This is a genomic window from Xanthocytophaga flava (assembly GCF_030068545.1).
GTDB lineage: Bacteria > Bacteroidota > Bacteroidia > Cytophagales > 172606-1 > Xanthocytophaga > Xanthocytophaga flava.
Window position 1 is genome coordinate 220,775 of sequence record NZ_JASJOR010000006.1, and the last position, 19,306, is coordinate 240,080.

The following is a 19,306-nucleotide window of genomic DNA, read 5'->3' on the forward strand; positions in this document are numbered from 1 at the left end:
CATAAATGGATATAAATGCAATTGTACTTACAAATGGGCAGCTCGGACAAGCACGAGCAAAAACAGCTCATGGGTTAATTCGAGGAACTTCCCGTTATAAGATTATTGGCGTTATAGATGAGAATTCCGCAGGTAAAGATGCAGGTGAGGTTGTAGATGGACAGAATAGAAATATACCCGTGTTCGCATCCTTAAATGACGCTATCACACAACTACCTGCTATTCATTATTGTCTGATTGGAGTTGCAACCAAGGGAGGCATATTACCATCTGAAATCAAATCTATAGTAGCAAATGTTTTGCAACATGGTATTTCTGTAGTAAATGGCTTACATGAATTTCTGAATGACATGCCGGACATGGTACAACTGGCTAAAGAAAATAATGTGCAACTTATAGATGTACGCCGTCCCAAACCTCGTCATGAACTACATTTCTGGACAGGTCAGATTCGTACAGTTACTTGTCCCCGTGTAGCTGTATTAGGAACAGACTGTAATATGGGTAAACGTACCACAGCCCGATTTCTTACAGAAGCCTGCAGAGAAGCAGGTTGGAAAGCAGAAATGATCTATACAGGGCAAACTGGATGGATGCAGGGAGGTAAATATGGATTTGTTTTTGATAGTACACCCAACGACTTTGTATCAGGAGAAGTAGAACATGCCATTGTAAGTTGTTTTGAGCAAGAAAAGCCGGATGTAATGTTTATCGAGGGTCAATCTGCATTACGTAATCCCAGTGGCCCTTGCGGATCTGAATTTTTATTGTCTGGAGAAGCCCGTTATGTGGTATTACAACATGCTCCAGCCCGCAAATACTTTGATGATAATGAAGTACTTTCCTCTCCTATTCCTCCTGTAAGCTCAGAAATAGAGCTAATCCAGAAGTTTTATGGAGCTACAGTCTTAGCCGTTACCCTTAATACACAAGGCTTAACACCTGAACAATCCCGATCCTATCAGCAACAATATGCTGACGAGCTTGGGCTCCCTGTTATCTTGCCTCTTGAGGATGGCGTAAGTCAGATAGTAAAGCTTCTTGAAAATATAATTAAAAGGTAAAAATGAGGCTGACTAATAGGTCAGCCTCATTTTTATTTATGACTAAATTGCCCCACATAAACCCCTTTTGCCTTATAGTATTGAAGCTGATTAAAGTTTTCTTTAAAAAAATGCAAAAACTGATCTTTGTGATTGGCTCCAACATCCTCACTAAGATCGCCTGCCACAATCACCCAAAACTTCTTTCCAGATGATTTTGTATATATATCATCTAATACTGCTTTTTGCCCCACCTGATTATTTAACTTGTCACCATTCCATAACATTGCATAAGGCCAGTTCAGATGGTATACCTTGTTATAATACTGAAAAGAGTAGGCAACTCCATTTATAAAGATAAACTCATCATTTTTTTTGTGTTCAGACAAATACCTAATTCCCTTCTTAATTTCTCTTCTTTTCCAACCACCAAATTGTTCTTCCTGTATAATATCTTTCACTGAGGTAAATACTGGAGGAATTACCAACCAAACAATAACAATGAGCACAATAGGTCTGGAATATGATGAAAACTTATTATAAAATTGTTCCACTCCACAACAAACCAAAATCAGAAAGTTAGGAACCAGAAACACTAAAAATCGCTCTGTAAATGGATACCTGTGAACTCCGGAAGCGATTAAAGCAATTAAAACAGGTAGTATAAATAATCCCAGTTTTTCTTTTTTCTTCTTAAAGTAATGGCAGGTTCCCCAAACCATAAATAGCAATCCTAAAAATGAAAATAGTAAAGGATATGGAAACCATGATTCCAAAAAAGTCCAGTTCAGGTTAAGGGGCTCATGAAATAGTTTGAAAATCATAATACCATACCACTTTATATCATTAATTGAATATGGAGGAAGTGGTGCAAACTCAGTTGTCCACATATCCACTATGGTATTTGTTTTTAAGCTATTTGGCAGAATTATCACAGCAAAATTCACTAAAAAGCTTATTCCCCAAATTGCATAAACAATAGCCATTACAAAGAAAGGAGACCATTTTTTTTGTAATGCCAGCATCAATAGATGGACAAAGGATATACTTACCAATATAAAAATGACTGGATAAGAAAACCAAACAAGTAAAGCTCCACTCAGAGCATATAAAGACAATGCAGAAAAGCGCTTCTCTGAGTTAAAATGATAGTACAGAAGATAGGAACATAGAGTTGCAGCCAACTCTACAATATATTGTTTTGTTTCAGAAGAATAATACACCAATGGAAATGCGGTTGTGAAAACAATCATTCCGGCTAAAGTAGCAACTTGATTAAACTCTAATTGCTTACACAAATAATAAAACAAAAATATACTTAAAATTCCTATGATGAGAGGAAAGAGCCGCAAAGCGTATTCACTTGTTCCAAATAAAGACATATTCAGTTTTTCAATCCAGAGAAAGAAAAGAGGAGCATGCTGATTAGCCTCAAGAGGTTCTGCGAGTTCGCTAAAATTACGGGCTAACAAATTATATCCCAAATAACCCTCATCTGTATATAAAGATCGGTTACTAACGAAATGAAACAGTCGAATAAAAATTCCATAAACGATAAATCCCACACAGGAGATTTTAAACACACGAGATGTATGATCTTGGTTGATATTCACAGCAAAAGATTAAAGTAGATATAAAGCTGCCAAAATTAGAAAACTTATTTATACACAATCAGTACTAGTCTCGGTTTTTCTTTTTATGGAATTTGCGACTCCGATGCATCACTATGTAAAAACATTTCCTATATACCTTGTATTTGTTTTATTCTATGCGTATAACTTTATTCCTCCTAAGTGTTATAGTATCTATTACTCATCTAAAAGGAGCTAATGATCCTAAACCAGTTTCTTCAAAAATAGAAGAAGTTACTGTGTTTCTTGAAGGCGCTCAGATTACTCGCAGTGCTTCTGTTACTCTTTCGAATGGAGTTACAAACCTGATCTTTAAAGAAATTCCTGTCAATATCAATGTGCAAAGTATTCAGGTGCGTGGTGAGGGCAATTTTACAGTGTTATCGGTTTCACATAGTCTCAACTATTTTGATCAGCAGCAAAAACGTAAGGAAGTAGCAGAACTGGAAGACCAGCAAAAGAATATAGGCGCTCAGATTGAAATTGAAAATAATACTCTTGCTGTTTATCAAAACGAAGAAATACTATTACTTGAAAACAAAAAACTGGGAAGCGAACAACAAGCTATAAAGATGACTGATCTAAAAGAGGCAGCAGATTTCTTTCGCAGCCGGCTTTTAGAGATTAAAAAAGAAACAATGGGAGGTTACTCAGTCTATCCGAAAGTTGCAGGAACAACAGACTAGAATAAATGCACAACTTACAGCACTCAAAACCTCTAAAGATCAACCGTCCAGTGAGATTATGGTAACAGTTTCCTCTAAGGTTGCTATCAGTGGTCGCTTACTATTGAGCTATCTTGTTAATGATGTGGGCTGGCTTCCATCTTATGATGTTCGGGTAAAAGATATCAGCCATCCTGTGTCAATTACTTATAAAGCAAACGTTTTTCAAAATACAGGGGAAGAATGGAAAAATGTAAAACTGACTATCTCTACAGGAAATCCTTCCCAGAATGAAGCTAAACCTACCTTAAATCCATGGTACCTGGGTTATAACCAACCAAGCGTCCGCCAAGTAACTTCTGTAAGTGGACACATAACAGATCATGAGGGTGCAGCACTTCCAGGTGTGAATGTAATTGTAAAAGGGACAACTATTGGCACAACCACCAATGCCAGTGGCTATTATAATGTACTAATTCCTTCTGGAGCCACTACCCTATCTGTATCTTTCATTGGATATGAGAGTCAGGAAGTTGCCATACGAGATGCAATGATGAATATAACGATGACACCAGATATAGCTGCACTCAATGAAGTTGTAATAACAGGTTATGGAACAGAGAAAGTTAGCAAATCCCTTGCAGGAAAAGTAGCAGGGGTTACCAGTGATTCCAAGAAAAAAGATAAGGCTCAGATTACTCCTATTGTAGCTACACAACAAGCAAAACAAACCAATGTAGAATTCAAAATCGATATCCCTTATACTATTCCAGCAGATGGAAAACAATATGCGGTAGATATGCAGGAATATTCTGCACCAGCCTATTATGAGTACTATTGTGCACCTAAACTTGATAATGATGCTTTTCTTACTGCCCGTATAACCAATTGGGAAGAATATAATTTACTGGAAGGAGAAGCTAATCTGTTTTTTGAGGGAATGTTTTTAGGAAAATCTCTTTTGGATGTTCAAAATACAAATGATACACTTACCTTGTCTTTAGGCCGGGACAAAAACATTACTGTAACACGCATCAAAGGCAAAGACTTTAGCAGCAAACAATTTCTGGGTACTAATACTAAAGACATCCGTACATGGGAAATTACCATCCGGAACAAAAAATCTCAGTCTGTAAATCTTGTTATCGAGGATCAGGTTCCTGTTCCAACAACGAAAGAAGTGGAAGTAGTGCACACAGAAACAAAAGGAGCAGAAGTTAAAGAATCGACAGGTAAAATACGCTGGAAAGTTGAACTAGCGTCTGCTCAAAGTAAAAAACTAGAAGTCAAATACGAAGTTAAGTATCCTAAAAATCAACGAATAGTACTGGAATAACTCTTCTGTTTTCCAAAGCCACGATTTATATATCTTACATAAACCGTGGCTTTAGTATTACCTAATGAGCCAATACTTCGTGCTCCATTTCTTCTACCTCAACTGTACCTTTCTCATTAATACTTGTCAAACGTAACGGCTTGAGTTCATTTACCAGGACAGGATCAAACTTGGCAGTAACCCGTACATAATTTTCTGTAAATCCATGCATTTGTCCATCTTCAGCATCATCTTCAAACAATACTATACTTACCTTTCCTAATTGTTGTTCGTAAAAATAGCGACGTTTCTTATCTGACAATATATGTAGCATCTGCGACCGCTTATTCCGATCTGCCATACTTACTACCCCAGGCAAAGTAATGGCATGCGTATTGGCCCGTTCCGAATAAGTAAATACATGTAAATAAGAGATATCGAGATCATTCAGAAACTGATACGTTTCCAAAAAATCTTCTTCTGTTTCACCCGGAAAACCTATAATCACATCTACACCTATACAACAATCTGGCATCAAGGATTTAATCTTTGCTACTCTTTCCGCATACAGTTCTCGCTTATACCGACGGCGCATCATCCGTAGTATTTTATTATTGCCTGACTGTAATGGGATATGAAAATGTGGAACAAATTTTTTGGAGCCAGCTACAAATTCGATTACTTCGTCTGTTAGAAGATTAGGTTCAATAGAAGAAATTCGAAATCTTTCTATACCATCTACTTCATCCAATGCTTTAATCAGATCCAGAAAACGTTCGGTACGCATCCCATTCTGTAGTCCAAAATCTCCAATATTGACTCCTGTCAATACAACTTCTTTCACATCGGTTTGTGCAATCTGTCGGGCTGTTCTTACAATATTTTCTATACTATCACTCCGACTATCTCCACGTGCCAACGGAATAGTACAGAAAGTACATGAATAATTACAACCATCCTGCACCTTTAGGAAAGTACGAGTGCGATCATTCTGAGAAAAGGAACAATAATAATCTGTAGCCGCACTAATAGGCGAGTGATGAATAACAGCTTCCGACTTTTTTTCAAATCCATCCAGTAAATCCAACAACCGGAATTTTTCTGCAGCACCCAATACAGCATCAACACCTGTGATTTCAGAAATCTCCTTAGGCTTTAGCTGTGCATAACAACCCACAATAGTCACATAAGAATCGGGAGAGACTTTTTTAGCTTCTTTTACTACCTTTTTACACTTTTTATCGGCGTTTTCTGTAACCGAACAAGTATTTATAACAAAAATGTCTGGAGTATCTGTAAATTCTACCCGCTGATATCCCCTCTGTTCAAAAAGCCGGGCTAAAGTAGATGTCTCTGAAAAATTCAGTTTACAGCCAAGCGTATAAAAAGCAACCTTTTTCATTAGTATATATAATCTTATATTCTTTAAGTCAATATTATAGTTACATTTTTTGTACTCTCCTACTTATAATTGGCTTTCCCATTCATTTTTCAATATACTCATGACAATTGTCGACCAGAATTGGTTTCCAACTCTCTGATTTTCTCTTAATATACCCTCTATCCGGAAACCAGCCTGCTGGTAACAAGCAATAGCCGACTGATTAAAATCATACACATTCAGTTCCAACCTATGCAGATTCATTTTGTTAAAACCCAATGATAACAACTCTCTGATAAGTTCTTTCCCTAATCCTTTTCCTCTCATGTTAGGATCACCTATTAGAATGAGAGCTAGTCGTGCACTTTCGTTGCGCTTATTTACAACCATTTCTGCATGTCCGATAATACAATTCTGAGTACTATGTCTTACCCGAAAAATCTCTCTGCTCTCTGATGAAATATGCGTCTCAAGCTGTTCCCTTGTTAAAGGATAGTGAAAAGTAGGACCTGCAAACTGTATAAGTGCCTTTTCCGAGGTAATCCACCCTATAAATTGGTCAAAATCGACAGATGTAAAGGGTTCAAGTTGAATTTGTGACATAGATTGTACAAAAATAAAGAATTTCACGCATATACCCTGAGTATATCTACTTTCACGATAAGGGTTTCTGTTCCAGATCACATAAAATAAAAAGTACATCTGTTTTATAGAGAAAACCAGCAAAAAAAGATTTATTTTTTCATCTTTCGGATGATTTTTATTCAAAAAACTGCCAGATATATAGTTTTTTTTCATATTTGAGTAAAAAAAACAACCTTTTGCTAGAATTTTATCAATATTTTTAAGACTTTAGCCTCCGATTCTTAACCCATTAACCCTAACCTTTCTTTAACACTCTAATAGACAATGGCAAACTTACGTTTCAAAGCAGTTGATCAAGCTCAAAGTCGTATTACGCCGGAGGTAACCGCTCCTTCAGTCAAAGTTTCTGACTATTATGGTTGTAATGTTTTTGGTATGGATGCTATGCGTCAACATCTGAGCGCAGAAGCATTCAAAAAAGTATCTTACGCTATCAAAACAGGTAGCAAAATTGATGAGGATCTGGCCGATGTAGTAGCTTCTGCTATGAAAACATGGGCAATGAGCAAAGGTGTAACTCACTATACTCACTGGTTCCAGCCTCTGACAGGATCAACAGCAGAAAAACACGATGCATTCTTTGATGTTCAGAGTGATGGATCTGTTCTGGAGAAATTCAAAGGAAGCGCATTGGTACAACAAGAACCAGATGCATCTTCATTCCCAAATGGTGGTATCCGTAGCACATTTGAAGCACGTGGTTACACTGCATGGGACCCAACCTCTCCTGCATTTATTGTAGATCAAACATTATGTATTCCTACTGTGTTTGTATCCTATACAGGTGAAGCGCTTGATTATAAAGCACCATTGTTGAAAGCATTGGCTGCAGTAGATAAAGCTGCTGTAGACGTTTGCCAGTATTTTGATCGTGATGTAACACGTGTTGTTGCAACGTTAGGACCTGAGCAAGAATACTTCCTGGTTGACCGCGCATTGTTTATGAACCGTCCTGACCTGATTATGACTGGCCGTACTGTATTCGGACATTCTCCAGCAAAAGGTCAGCAATTGGAAGATCACTATTTCGGAACTATCCCTCAGCGTGTAGAAGCCTATATGCGTGACTTCGAAATCGAGTGTTACAAACTGGGTATTCCTGTTCGTACTCGTCACAATGAGGTAGCGCCCGGTCAGTTTGAGTGTGCTCCAACATTTGAAGAAGTAAACCTGGCCGTTGACCATAACCTGTTGGTGATGGACATCATGGATAAAGTTGCAGACAGACACAACTTTAAAGTATTATTCCATGAAAAACCATTTGCAGGGATCAATGGTAGCGGTAAACATAATAACTGGTCTCTGGGTACCAACACAGGCGTTAACCTGTTAGGACCTAGCAGCCGTCCAAAAGAAAACCTACGCTTCCTGACGTTCTTCGTAAACGTTGTTAAAGCCGTTCACGATTACTCAGACTTGTTGCGTGCGTCTATCGGTTCTTCAGGAAACGAACACCGTCTGGGAGCAAACGAAGCACCTCCTGCTATCGTATCTATCTTCATCGGTTCTCAAATGGCATCTGTACTAGATGAACTGGATAAAAAAGGTAATGTGAAGCTGGATAAAGGCGAAAACATGTATATGAAACTGGGTATCGACAAAATTCCTCCAATTTTGTTGGATAATACAGATCGTAACCGTACATCTCCTTTTGCCTTCACTGGTAACAAATTTGAGTTCCGCGCTGTAGGTGGTTCTGCAAACTGTGCCAATGCAATGACTGTATTGAACACTATCATGGCAGAAACACTGATTCAATTCAAGAAAGAAGTAGATGCTCTGATCACTAAAGGTGAGAAGAAAGAAGTTGCTATCGTAAACGTATTGCGTAAATATATCAAAGCTTCTAAAACAATCCTGTTTGAAGGAAACGGTTACTCTGATGAATGGAAAAAAGAAGCTGAAAAACGCGGTCTGAAAAATGTAGCTTCTACTCCTGAAGCATTGGATTTCTATGTTGAGAAGAAAGCAATCCAGGTATTTGAGAAAAATAATGTAATGAACGAACGTGAAATCCACGCACGTCATGAAATCATGCTGGAAAACTACATCAAGAAAATCCAGATTGAATCTCGTGTTATGGGTGACCTGGTATTGAACCACATTGTTCCAACTGCGGTAAAATATCAGAATGTATTGGTTGGTAACGTACAAGGTCTTAAATCAGTAGGTATCAAAGGAAAATATACAGAAAACACTGTTGCTACTATTGAGAAAATTGCTGAATACGTAGATGGCTTGTTAGCTGATGTTGAAGAAATGACAGAAGCTCGTAAGAAAGCAAACAATACAGAAGATGTTCGCGAAAGAGCTATCCTATATAACAAAGAAGTAAAAGGATTCTTCGACAAAATCCGTTATGCAGTTGATAAACTGGAATTGCTGGTGGATGATGAAGATTGGCCTTTGGTTAAATACCGTGAATTGTTGTTAATTAAATAATCAAATACATATCATGCATCTGAAAGCCCTGCAACAATTGCAGGGCTTTTTTATTTTCAGATACTATCTTCTAAAAAACCTTCAATAAAATACTTGTCAATTTTTCGGTTGCTGTCTCCTTCAGCTTAGACTATTTTTACACTATACTTTTTAAGATCAGTAAACCATATGTCAATAAACCTGCTTAATAATCCTTTGCATATTACCAAAGAAGTAATGTATCAGGCAATCCTGGATAAGGATACTTCATTTGAAGGAAGCTTTTTTACTGCTGTAAAAACAACAGGAATTTTTTGTCGCCCGACCTGCACAGCCCGCAAACCTAAAATAGAGAATGTAGAATTTTATAGAACAACAAAAGAAGCCATCCTACACGGGTATCGCCCCTGTAAAGTATGCCACCCACTGGAGCAAATGAATGAAACACCTCCTTACATAAAAGTTTTATTGGATGAACTAACTCAAAACCCATCTCTGCGGATTACTGACTGGGATTTGGTTCAGAGAAATATTGAACCTCATACCATACGTCGTTGGTTTCTAAAAAATCATGGCATTACATTCCATGCCTATCAACGGTTATTTCGCATCAATACAGCTTTTAAGAAAATACAAAATGGAGAATCTATAACAATAACTGCTTATGATTCAGGATATGAATCTTTAAGTGGATTTACAGACTCTTTTAAATCTATTTTTGGGGTCTCTCCAAGGCAAGGTAAAGTTCAGACTGTTATTGATATTACCCGAATTGAAACACCATTGGGAACTATGTTCGCCTGTGCAGTGGAACAAGGTGTATGTCTGCTGGAGTTTACTGACAGAAAAATGCTGGAAACAGAATTTAAAACATTGGCCAAACTACTTAATGCCACTATTATTCAGGGACCAAATAAACATTTTGATATACTAAAGCAACAACTGGATGAATATTTCGCAGGTCATCGCAAAGCATTCTCTGTATCCTTGTATTCTCCTGGAACAGATTTTCAACAAGCAGTTTGGCAAGAGTTGCAAACCATTCCTTATGGAACAACTCGTTCATATAAAGAACAAGCCATTTCGCTAAAAAAGCCAGAATCAGTCCGTGCGGTTGCCAATGCGAATGGTATGAATCGGATCTCAATCCTTATTCCCTGCCATCGAGTCGTGGGTAGTGATGGCACATTAACAGGATTTGGCGGTGGGATTTGGCGAAAACAATGGTTGTTGAATCTGGAAAAAGAGAATACAAGAACCTTATAGATAAGGTTCTGCTAATAGATTATCTAAAGCTCTCATTATTTTGCCTTCAGCTATTTCAGATATACAGGTGTTTGCAAAATAAAGAAACTATCTTGAGGACTTTCACTAATCGCTTTTGGCCTTTCTACAGAGATAATTACTTTACGAGCTTCTATATATTGTGGTGGTTTATTTAGGTTTCTTTCTTGTTCACCACGAGCATACACAGCCATATTCTTGGGCGAAATACCTCTGGCTTGTAAATAATCCTGGATAGCTACACCTCGTTTTCTGGTGAGTGCCAGATTATACTCATAAGATCCGGCTTCATCCGCGAAAATATTAAATTCAATACGAATAGCAGGGTTCTGCTTATAGTATTTTAGTAGAGACTCTAATAGTTGAATTGTCTTTGGTGCCAATGTATAGCTATTAAAATCAAAGTAGGCGACACCGAATACTTCAAGCTTTGGAGTTTCTTCATTTGCAATTAATTTAAGGTCTCTTGTATATATTACTTTTCCTTCTTCAGAGGAATTGGAAGACATTTCCAGACGAACAGTTAACACACCTTGTACTGTAATATTTTGAAATTGAAATGTTCCATCCGCATTTGGCACTATTGTTTGAAGAATTTTTCCTTTTTCATCTGTCAATAACATAGTTGATGTTGCCATAGGCTGCTTGGTCTTTACTTCCATTAATTGTCCGGATAGTGTCATCTTTGTATATTTTCCATCCAGATAGGAGGTATTCAGACTAACAAGAGCATCAGAAAATAGAATAGGGCTTAGTACAGAATTGTCTGCAATCAATGAAGTATTGGAAGCAAGACCAGATTTGGAGAAGCGTTTGTTAGTTGATTCAGCGGGTAGCCGCTTAAATGCAAACTCATCTCCATTCAATGCTGACTGGTCCTGAAATATACCTTTTCGGGCAGCACGGGCCGACATAATCCTATCCATACGTTCTTTTTCCTCTGGCGATAGCTTCTCATAAAAATAGGTATCTTCATCTGTAAACTTCTCTGTTTTGCCATTCATGCGGGCTGAATATCTGGCAGCTGTCATCCGATTGATACGGTCTTTTTCTTCGGAAGGCATTTCCTGATAAGTCTTTAGATCTCCACTCTCCAATAAAGATTCATCTACTAACTGGTGATTGGCATTATTGCGGGCTATCATTAATCGGCCAATACGATTCTTTTCTTCAGGACTTAGCTTTTCATAAAAGAAGGCATCTTCTTTTGTAAGTTGCGTATCACTTGTAGCTGGAGAAGTAGTAAGCTTTGTTGCTGCCATTCTATCAATTCGCCGTTTCTCTTCAGGTGATAGTTTCTCATAGTAGGACTTATCTTCCTCGGTAAGTACTGAGTTATCCAACACCTCTTTTCCTACTCCCATACGAGTAGTTACCAATCTATCTATTTTTTTCTTTTCCTCTGGTGATAACTTTTCATAGAAGAAGCCATCTTCCTCTTTAAGCGCCTCGTCTGTACCATTCATTTTGGAAGCATATCTTGCAGCCGCCATACGATTGATTCGGTTTTTCTCTTCCGGGGTAAGCTTTTCATATTCAAACTCAACTGATTTATCAACAACAGCTTCGGTCAGATCTAGTTTCTGAGAATTAGCGGAATTGCGGGCAGCCAGGAGTCGGTTCATACGATCTTTCTCTTCTGGCGATAGCTTCTCATAGTGGTAATTGTCCTTATCCTGATACTTTTCTTCCCTTCCATTTACTGTAGCATCATATCGGACTGCTGCCATCCGGTTGATTCGCTGTTTTTCTTCAGGTGATAGTTTTTCGTAATATGCCTTGTCTTCTTCGGTAAGCAATGAGGCGTCCTGAGAGTCTCGTAACTGCCCTATACGGGCAGTAATTAATCGTTCCATCCGGTCTTTTGACTCGGATGATAATTTTTCATAAAAGAACGTATCCTCTTCTCTGAACTTTTCATCGTAATTATTAAGCTGCGCAGCATATCTTGCTGCTGCCATCCGGTTAATCCGATCTTTTTCTTCTGCAGGTAATCTTTCATATTCATAGGCATCCTGCTGAAGCTTCTTCACGGTTTCATCCGTAAGTTGGTTTGACAGGACACCAGCAATCTGCCGATACAACTCATTCCGTTCTTCACTCCCTTTCGATTCGTAGTAGGCTTTGTCTTCTTCGCTCAAGACCAAAGCCGAATTATCCTGCTGAGCTTTGCGATATGCTTCAATAATGCGTTTTACTCTGGCACTATCCTTCTGAGAGGCAAGTTTTTCATATACAAACGCATCTTTTGCCATTCTTTGGGAAGCACTCTCTCTGTTCATAAACGCACCTGCCGTATTTTCTATCTGATCTTTTTGCTCAGGAGACAACGTTTGATAAAACTGTTTTTCTTCTTCAGATAATGGCAAAGTGGTTTTATATAACTTCTCAGCTTCTTTCTTTCCTATAATTCTATCGAGTACTTGTTTTTGAGCATCAGATATGCCTATCAGTAATGGCAATGCGTTTAACACACTATCTTTGCCTGACAAAACTGTAATAAGCTCACTTTGCTGATTTCGGGCCAGAAATGAATAAATATCAAAGTTTCCAAAACCTCCCTTTCTGTTTGAGGCCATATACCCAATTTCTTTACCAAGCACCAGAAAGGCATCATCTCTACTCGAATTAAAAGGAGCACCTAGGTTGATAATCGTATCTTTTGTATGATCAGGAGAGGTATTTACATAATATAGATCCAATCCACCAAAGCCAACATGACCCTCTGATGCAAAAAAGAGTTGATTTTCCGAAGCGTAATAAAAAGGAGAAATATCGTTATAGGGTGTGTTAACTTTATTGCCAAGATTAATCGGTGCTTGCCACTTGCCTCTTTCAGTTTGTATACTCATCCAGATGTCATTCATGCCAAAGCCATCTTTTCGATTAGACACAAAGTATAGAGTGTCTCCACTAGCTGTTAGAGCAGGATGTCGTGAATCAGTTTGGGGTTGGTTGATCAGATTGTTAAGTCTGACAGGTTTTGTCCATTTATCTCCTTTTCGTTCTGTCACATAAATACTACAATCACCATCTACCGGACATCTTGTGAAATAGAATTTCTTTCCATCTTCTGTCAAAAAACCGGAGCCTTCACTCCAAAAAGTATTGATATCATCCAAAGGATGGGCAAAGGCATGATAGGTAGAATCTCGCTGCCGGGTATATATATAGATATCACTAAAAGTACTTCCTACAGGAGCATAAGTGTCTGCTTTTTTTTCGATTCGTGTGGAAGTAATGGCAACCAGATCATTTTGTCCCATGAGTACAGGTGCATAGTCATGTCCTGAGGTGTTCACATATCCTGGCAGTAACTTAAACTGGAAATTACCCTGTATAGTATTGGCTCTTGTCAAGGCATACTGGCTACCGGCTTGTTCCAACCTGGCTCTGTCGAGCCATTGTTGTTTTGCGGAGATCTGCTGGTCATTTACATATTTTTGAAAAGCACTAAAAGTACGAATTGCGTCAGTATACTTTCCATTGACCTTTTGTGCTAACCCGTAATAGAAGAACGCTTCAGGATATTTTACGCTGTCTGCCTGATATACTTTTTTAAATAATGATTCAGCCTCTGCGTAATTAAATAATTGCCGATGACACTCTGCTAATTGATAGGATATATACAAATTATCAGGATAAACAGCTGCAATCTGCCCATAATATTTTAGTGCCTGATCATATTGTCCGTACTGAAAATACGTATCGCTTAGTACCAAAAGCTTTTGATATTGCTTTGGTAAATCAACATTCTTCTGGTCAGATCCAGGAAATGAAGCACGTACTTCCCTAGCCTCCGTTCGTTGCGCTTTTGCCGGTTGCCAGCAAGCCCCCCCAAACAAGGTTAGGTATATAAAAAGAAGGTATAGATATGTACAAAAATGCTTCAAACGCTATCTGTATTTTTACTTTACTTTTTTAATAGAAATTCTTCTCTGCTACCTCCTATGTTTTTACTTTTACCTCTTATCTATAATAAAGGTGTCGAAAACCTTCTGGCTGCTTTGTTTTTTATAATTCTGTAAGTTAATGACAACTCCCATGCTCCTCTTCCCCTGCTTGCATAGCGAAGTGAGGAGGTATTAATATCATAACTAAATCCTAGTGTATATTTTGAATTGCTAATTGCAGCAGAGAGTATGAATGAATCCTGAATCCGATACCACGCTCCAGCCATAATCTGTGCTGGACTTTGTGTTTCAGATGAAGTCATTTCATAGGAGAAGTAAGTCCCTGCATTAATCTGATTATTACCGTTTTGCCTCATCCAGAGTATATTTGGCATTATCTTAAAGGATGGAGATAGTTCATAATTAAAACCTCCCTGCATGCGGAATAATAGAGGTAGTTGGCTTGATTCTCCTCGTATCAATGATTCATCCGGGCGATTCAGATTAGATACAGAAAAGCCGATAAAGCTACTGAATGGCCTACTATAGTGAACACGGTCTGGATTAAAATGCCAGACTACACCAGAATGAACTACCGGATATAATGCTTTATCCCGTATCAGGTTTGTAGTAATGCTTGGAGCTACTGTATAATCAAATCCAAAAAACGGAGCTGCTGCATTGTATTGTGATCCCCAGCGAAGATCTGTAAAATCGATAGCTTTCTGGATTATTCCTATTTGCATGCCAAAGCTTACTATGTGTGCATAATCTCTTGACAAGACGAGATTATAGGCTGCTCCTGCCTGAATACCTGTGGTCCTGAAATTATTTCCCTCCCCGGAAAGATCATTGTAAATAGAAAAACCAATCCCTCCGGATTGTATAACTGGATGACGCCGATTATGTAAAGGAAATATTCCTGAGAACTGCCCTATTTGCTGAGGAAAGCCAAGGCTCCTCCATTGCGAGCGAAAATTAGCAGAAAATGTAACATCTTTCTCCACTCCTGCCAAGGCAGGATTGAGATACAAAGGAGCTGCATAAAACTGTGAAAAGTTCGGATCTTGTGCCTGTACTCTTTCTACCAGCCACATTGAAGCAATCCAGAAAACCAACATCCGAAATCTCATAGAGATGAGTTAAAATATTCGTTTTGAGCAGCGAAATGAAAAATAGTTTTAGTTTGATAATGTAATCTGTCAACGGATCAGTGTAATAGTTCCCTGCCTTTGAAATTCTTTTCCTGTAACAAATCTTCCCTGTAATGTATAAGTATATGTACCACCGACTTCTTCTGTATGAGTATTTTGGTTCATACCATTCCATCCAAACTTTGTAATGTGTTCAAAAGACTGACTCTGGAACACAACGTTTCCCCATCTATTATAGATAGTGAGCATCATTCCTTCCCTTGCCAGATTTACTCCATATACTTTACAAACTCTCTCTTCCTCATTAGGAGATGAAGGTGCAAATGCATTGGGCATATACACTAATCCTGACCTATTGGATGCATTTAGTCCAACAGCCAGCCATCTCTTATTTGCATACTCATAACTTTTCACTGTGCCATTGTACACATTCCCCATTATTTCTTGCTGACCCAGATTATAAAAAGGAATGGTCAAATCGGAAGTCCCTGCTACTACTGCGGAATCTATCTCTGGTATATTTTCATCTTCCAGGATACTCAGTGTGGCATAGGCATTCTCAGATTTCCCCTGTAATACAGTTCGCTCCCAATAACGCACACCTGAGACCTTATTCAGGCTACTATCGAATAATCCGTCTGTAGCAGGTTGGTAGAGGTTGATCCCAACTATTGGCTCCATTCCAGACTGAGGTTCTTCACTCAACCAAAGAGGGGCATATAATTCATTCATACCAACCGGATAAAATCGCGGATGCGTCCCTTCCCAATACAGTCGGCCATCAATGTAAGCATTTATTGAAGCGCCATTGATGGAAGCTGTTTTACGCATTAGCAACAAATTACCTGGCTGTACCCGAACTATTGCATCTGTGAACACCAGTTGATTGATCACTTTCAGACTATCTTCCAGCACTTTAGTACCACCAGCGGTGAGCAGCTTATAAAAGGATTGTCCTTTGTGTTGGATTGTTTGTTCAGATGAGCCTACAAAATGTACTATTCCTGTTCGTTCTTTAAAGAGTCCGGTATTCTTCCAGTTGCCAGTACTATATATTTCACCCTGATTATCGATCTCTCCCTGGTTAGTAATATCTCCTGTAGTCATTACAGAACCCTGTGTAAATGCAATCACCTGCCCCTGATTCAGGATCTGAGCAGGAGATGTATTGATACAGAACATACCAACCAATCCAACCAGTAAAGTTTTAGATACAAAACACATAGAATAATTTTTGAATCTATTAATCGGGCTTGGTTACTGTATACTTGATCCGTACTCCATATACCTGCTGTGCATTATCATTCAACACAGCTGCTACTTTATAAGAATAATTCTGGTTATCAACCACATCATTCGCAGAGTAGACAATCGATTGACTACCCGAGCTTCCATATGAACTTACCGAACCCACATCTGATGTAGATCCGGTCAGGCTATTACGGGTATAGTAAAAGGTAATATCCTGGCTGGTAGTATTATCAAAGCATAGAAAGGTAATCTCAGTCACAGTAGCTCCGTGTGGCAAGTGTAAAGGTGCTACTATATAGGTATCAGATCCTGAACCGGATGATATCTCTCCTCCTCTTACACCATTAAATTTAATACTGGTAGAAGAAGTATTTACTTCGACAAACTCGGTAGGATCTACACTATAGTATCGTGTCTGAGCAGTAGCATAACTCTGATTCTCCAATTTGATAAGAGTAGATGCTGACTTTGGAGCCCATTTATTAGTCGTGCCATCCCATGTTAAAACCTTCCCATCATCACCCGTACTTAGAGAAGATACACTACTATCTATTATTTTACCTTGCAACCCTGTCACAGTTGCTTTGCCATTACTAGCCAGCATTACGTCCTGACTCATAGTGACATTATTAACTGTACTTCCATTGCCAATAAGAATATTGCCATTACCTGTATTGGGTAATGAATAGACAGGAATAGGTTTTGGTGTCCATTGTGAACCATTCCAGGTTAAGACATCATTAGAGGAAGGAGTTGAGGCATCTATGCTCCGATTTTGTAGCTTGGTTACGGTAGTGCTACCCAAAGATCCTGTTACATCTCCACTAGCAGAAAGTGTGCTATTATTCCATTGAGATCCATTATAAATCAATACTTGTCCACTAACAGGAGAGGTAAGTGAAATTGCTTTTCCCTGAAGTCCTACTACTGTTGCTTTTCCTGTACTAGTCAAGGTTACATCCTGGCTCATAACAGCTGTGTTGATACTGCTTCCGTTTCCGATTAACAATGCGCCATTGGCCGTATTAGGCAAAGCAGTAGTAGGGACAGCAGCAGGTTCCCATTTATTAAGCACACTGTTCCAGGTTAGTACTTGTCCATTGGCAGGTGTTGTATTAGCTATGTCCCGATTTTGTATACGAGAGACCGTTACATCATCAAAGCTTCCCATTGCATCTCCTCCAAGCACTATCTCAGATGGAATCCATTCAGATCCATTCCATTGCAGAAAACTACCAGATTGAGGTAGAACATTCGCGACCGGATAGTTTTGCAAAGCAGTTACCTTCGTTCCAGACAGTGTTCCTTTTACATCGCCAGTAAGAGTAGCGATTGTTGAAATATCTGCATAAGTCCATTGGCTGCCATTCCAGATAAGAACCTGATTGGCAGTTGGATTAATTCCTGTATTTAGCGGTTTACCTACTAGTCCGGTTACAGTAAGTTTACCATCTGATGCTAAAGTTGCATCCTGACTTACAATCACATTGTTAACACCTGCTCCATTGCCAATTGCTATTTCATTCAATCCTATAGCTGTAGTTGTTGTAGGTACCCATTCAACTACTCCGCTTCCATTGGTTACTAGCTGCATATTTCCAGCGGTAGCAGGGGCAATTTTTTCAGCTGTCACACTTTTCAATGCCAATGTGGGATTAGGATACTTACCTGTTAAATCACCACCTGCCTCTGTTGTGTTGGTAATATCATCTGCTGCATTTGGATCACCACTGTTACTGATTATTCCATTACTGATAGAGATACCTGCACCAGCTGTATATCCAAGTTTGAATAACTCTTCAAATATGCCTAAAGACCCTTTTCGGTATAGTATATTAGTCAATGTATTAAAATAGAAATCACCTTCTTTTCCTATGCTATTATCCGGATTACCGGCTCCTGATGTCCAGGCCTCTTTACCTCCACCATTACCAACAGCTACCCATCGGTTTGTCAACCAATAATAAAATACATTATCTGTCTGATCATAGATAATCAACCCATTTTCAGCAGAAGTAAGTCCAACGAATTTTGTCCGATCTATACGTGGCATTAGAAACCCCTGTGGCTTGGTTGCATCTGATTCCAGATGCAATACGGCATTCGTATTAGGTACCTGCGTCCGGAAAGGAGTGCCAATACCCACCGAATTGGTCTGTGCAGTCACAATAAAAACAGAGAAAAACCCCGTCATTATTGCAAGCCAAACCTTTTGGTGTAATTGTCTCATAATCAAATACTGTTAAGGGTGTAAATCTACAATCTTCCAACCTGTTGAATAGGGATTTTTCTCAGGATATACTACATATCTAAGTTTTAGAGAAAGACTGCAAAAAGCTTAGGTAACTGATGCCTGTCTCTTTGCAAATTCAGGTTATAGTAAAATGTGGGAATCATCTGCTTGTCAGATAAGTAGACATGTACAGAGGAAGTACTCAGCAAAATGATTTCCCTGTAACCTTCTGACTATAAGCACTATTAATTACAATTAATACTGAGGCTAATCAAAATAGTATAACTGACAAAAAGGCACTTTTCTTCCCAAAATCATTTCAATCTTGTCAGAATAGCTATTTTATATGGTCTGGATACGAAATTGCAGGTAACTACTATTACTACCTAA

12 protein-coding genes are annotated in these 19,306 nt (G+C 38.6%); 5 read left to right on the plus strand and 7 right to left on the minus strand.

The annotated features are described in order from the left end of the window. Positions 1-5: 5 nt before the first annotated feature. Complete coding sequence (locus QNI15_RS11500) at positions 6-1,064, plus strand: DUF1611 domain-containing protein (RefSeq protein ID WP_314031857.1); 1,059 nt, start codon at positions 6-8, stop codon at positions 1,062-1,064. Positions 1,065-1,096: 32 nt separating this feature from the next. Here the strand turns inward: QNI15_RS11500 and QNI15_RS11505 are convergent, their stop codons facing one another. After that, positions 1,097-2,656 carry a glycosyltransferase family 39 protein gene (locus tag QNI15_RS11505; protein WP_314031858.1) on the minus strand — a complete coding sequence of 520 codons (1,560 nt, stop codon included), beginning with the start codon at positions 2,654-2,656 and terminating at the stop codon, positions 1,097-1,099. 155 nt (positions 2,657-2,811) lie between these two features. On the opposite strand from QNI15_RS11505, the gene QNI15_RS11510 reads away from it, so the two are divergent. Both QNI15_RS11510 and QNI15_RS11515 read left to right on the plus strand, forming a co-directional pair. After that, entirely contained in the window at positions 2,812-3,360 is a 549-nt protein-coding gene (locus tag QNI15_RS11510; protein ID WP_314031859.1) for a DUF4140 domain-containing protein, read from the plus strand. Between the two features lie 58 nt (positions 3,361-3,418). Next, entirely contained in the window at positions 3,419-4,675 is a 1,257-nt protein-coding gene (locus tag QNI15_RS11515) for a mucoidy inhibitor MuiA family protein (RefSeq protein ID WP_314031860.1), read from the plus strand. Positions 4,676-4,736: 61 nt separating this feature from the next. Here the strand turns inward: QNI15_RS11515 and mtaB are convergent, their stop codons facing one another. Then, entirely contained in the window at positions 4,737-6,056 is a 1,320-nt protein-coding gene (gene mtaB, locus QNI15_RS11520) for a tRNA (N(6)-L-threonylcarbamoyladenosine(37)-C(2))-methylthiotransferase MtaB (protein ID WP_314031861.1), read from the minus strand. A 63-nt stretch (positions 6,057-6,119) separates the two neighbouring features. Continuing rightward, positions 6,120-6,638, minus strand: coding sequence for a GNAT family N-acetyltransferase (locus tag QNI15_RS11525; RefSeq protein WP_314031862.1), 519 nt, complete (start codon positions 6,636-6,638; stop codon positions 6,120-6,122). A gap of 306 nt (positions 6,639-6,944) precedes the next feature. Here QNI15_RS11525 and QNI15_RS11530 point away from each other — a divergent pair, with 306 nt between their 5' ends. Next, entirely contained in the window at positions 6,945-9,122 is a 2,178-nt protein-coding gene (locus QNI15_RS11530; RefSeq protein WP_313995537.1) for a glutamine synthetase III family protein, read from the plus strand. 168 nt (positions 9,123-9,290) lie between these two features. After that, positions 9,291-10,367, plus strand: coding sequence for a bifunctional transcriptional activator/DNA repair enzyme AdaA (locus tag QNI15_RS11535; RefSeq protein WP_314031864.1), 1,077 nt, complete (start codon positions 9,291-9,293; stop codon positions 10,365-10,367). Positions 10,368-10,417: 50 nt separating this feature from the next. Here QNI15_RS11535 and QNI15_RS11540 read toward each other — a convergent pair whose 3' ends face one another. The 4 genes from QNI15_RS11540 to QNI15_RS11555 all read right to left on the minus strand — a co-directional run bounded on the left by QNI15_RS11540 (position 10,418) and on the right by QNI15_RS11555 (position 18,913). Continuing rightward, positions 10,418-14,230, minus strand: coding sequence for an OmpA family protein (locus tag QNI15_RS11540; protein WP_314031865.1), 3,813 nt, complete (start codon positions 14,228-14,230; stop codon positions 10,418-10,420). A gap of 128 nt (positions 14,231-14,358) precedes the next feature. Next, positions 14,359-15,411 (minus strand): PorP/SprF family type IX secretion system membrane protein, encoded by a 1,053-nt coding sequence (locus QNI15_RS11545; RefSeq protein ID WP_314031866.1) that lies wholly within the window; start codon positions 15,409-15,411, stop codon positions 14,359-14,361. A gap of 69 nt (positions 15,412-15,480) precedes the next feature. Beyond that, positions 15,481-16,656 (minus strand): T9SS type B sorting domain-containing protein, encoded by a 1,176-nt coding sequence (locus QNI15_RS11550; protein ID WP_314031867.1) that lies wholly within the window; start codon positions 16,654-16,656, stop codon positions 15,481-15,483. Positions 16,657-16,675: 19 nt separating this feature from the next. Continuing rightward, positions 16,676-18,913 carry a hypothetical protein gene (locus tag QNI15_RS11555; RefSeq protein WP_314031869.1) on the minus strand — a complete coding sequence of 746 codons (2,238 nt, stop codon included), beginning with the start codon at positions 18,911-18,913 and terminating at the stop codon, positions 16,676-16,678. Positions 18,914-19,306: the final 393 nt, after the last annotated feature.

Bases quoted from the DNA above. Each gene is read 5' to 3' on its own strand.
- QNI15_RS11555 (WP_314031869.1), bottom strand. From the start codon at position 18,913: ATGAGACAATTACACCAAAAGGTTTGGCTTGCAATAATGACGGGGTTT.
- QNI15_RS11500 (WP_314031857.1), top strand. From the start codon at position 6: ATGGATATAAATGCAATTGTACTTACAAATGGGCAGCTCGGACAAGCA.
- QNI15_RS11515 (WP_314031860.1), top strand. From the start codon at position 3,419: ATGGTAACAGTTTCCTCTAAGGTTGCTATCAGTGGTCGCTTACTATTG.
- QNI15_RS11550 (WP_314031867.1), bottom strand. From the start codon at position 16,656: ATGTGTTTTGTATCTAAAACTTTACTGGTTGGATTGGTTGGTATGTTC.
- mtaB (WP_314031861.1), bottom strand. From the start codon at position 6,056: ATGAAAAAGGTTGCTTTTTATACGCTTGGCTGTAAACTGAATTTTTCA.
- QNI15_RS11535 (WP_314031864.1), top strand. From the start codon at position 9,291: ATGTCAATAAACCTGCTTAATAATCCTTTGCATATTACCAAAGAAGTA.
- QNI15_RS11530 (WP_313995537.1), top strand. From the start codon at position 6,945: ATGGCAAACTTACGTTTCAAAGCAGTTGATCAAGCTCAAAGTCGTATT.
- QNI15_RS11545 (WP_314031866.1), bottom strand. From the start codon at position 15,411: ATGAGATTTCGGATGTTGGTTTTCTGGATTGCTTCAATGTGGCTGGTA.
- QNI15_RS11525 (WP_314031862.1), bottom strand. From the start codon at position 6,638: ATGTCACAAATTCAACTTGAACCCTTTACATCTGTCGATTTTGACCAA.
- QNI15_RS11510 (WP_314031859.1), top strand. From the start codon at position 2,812: ATGCGTATAACTTTATTCCTCCTAAGTGTTATAGTATCTATTACTCAT.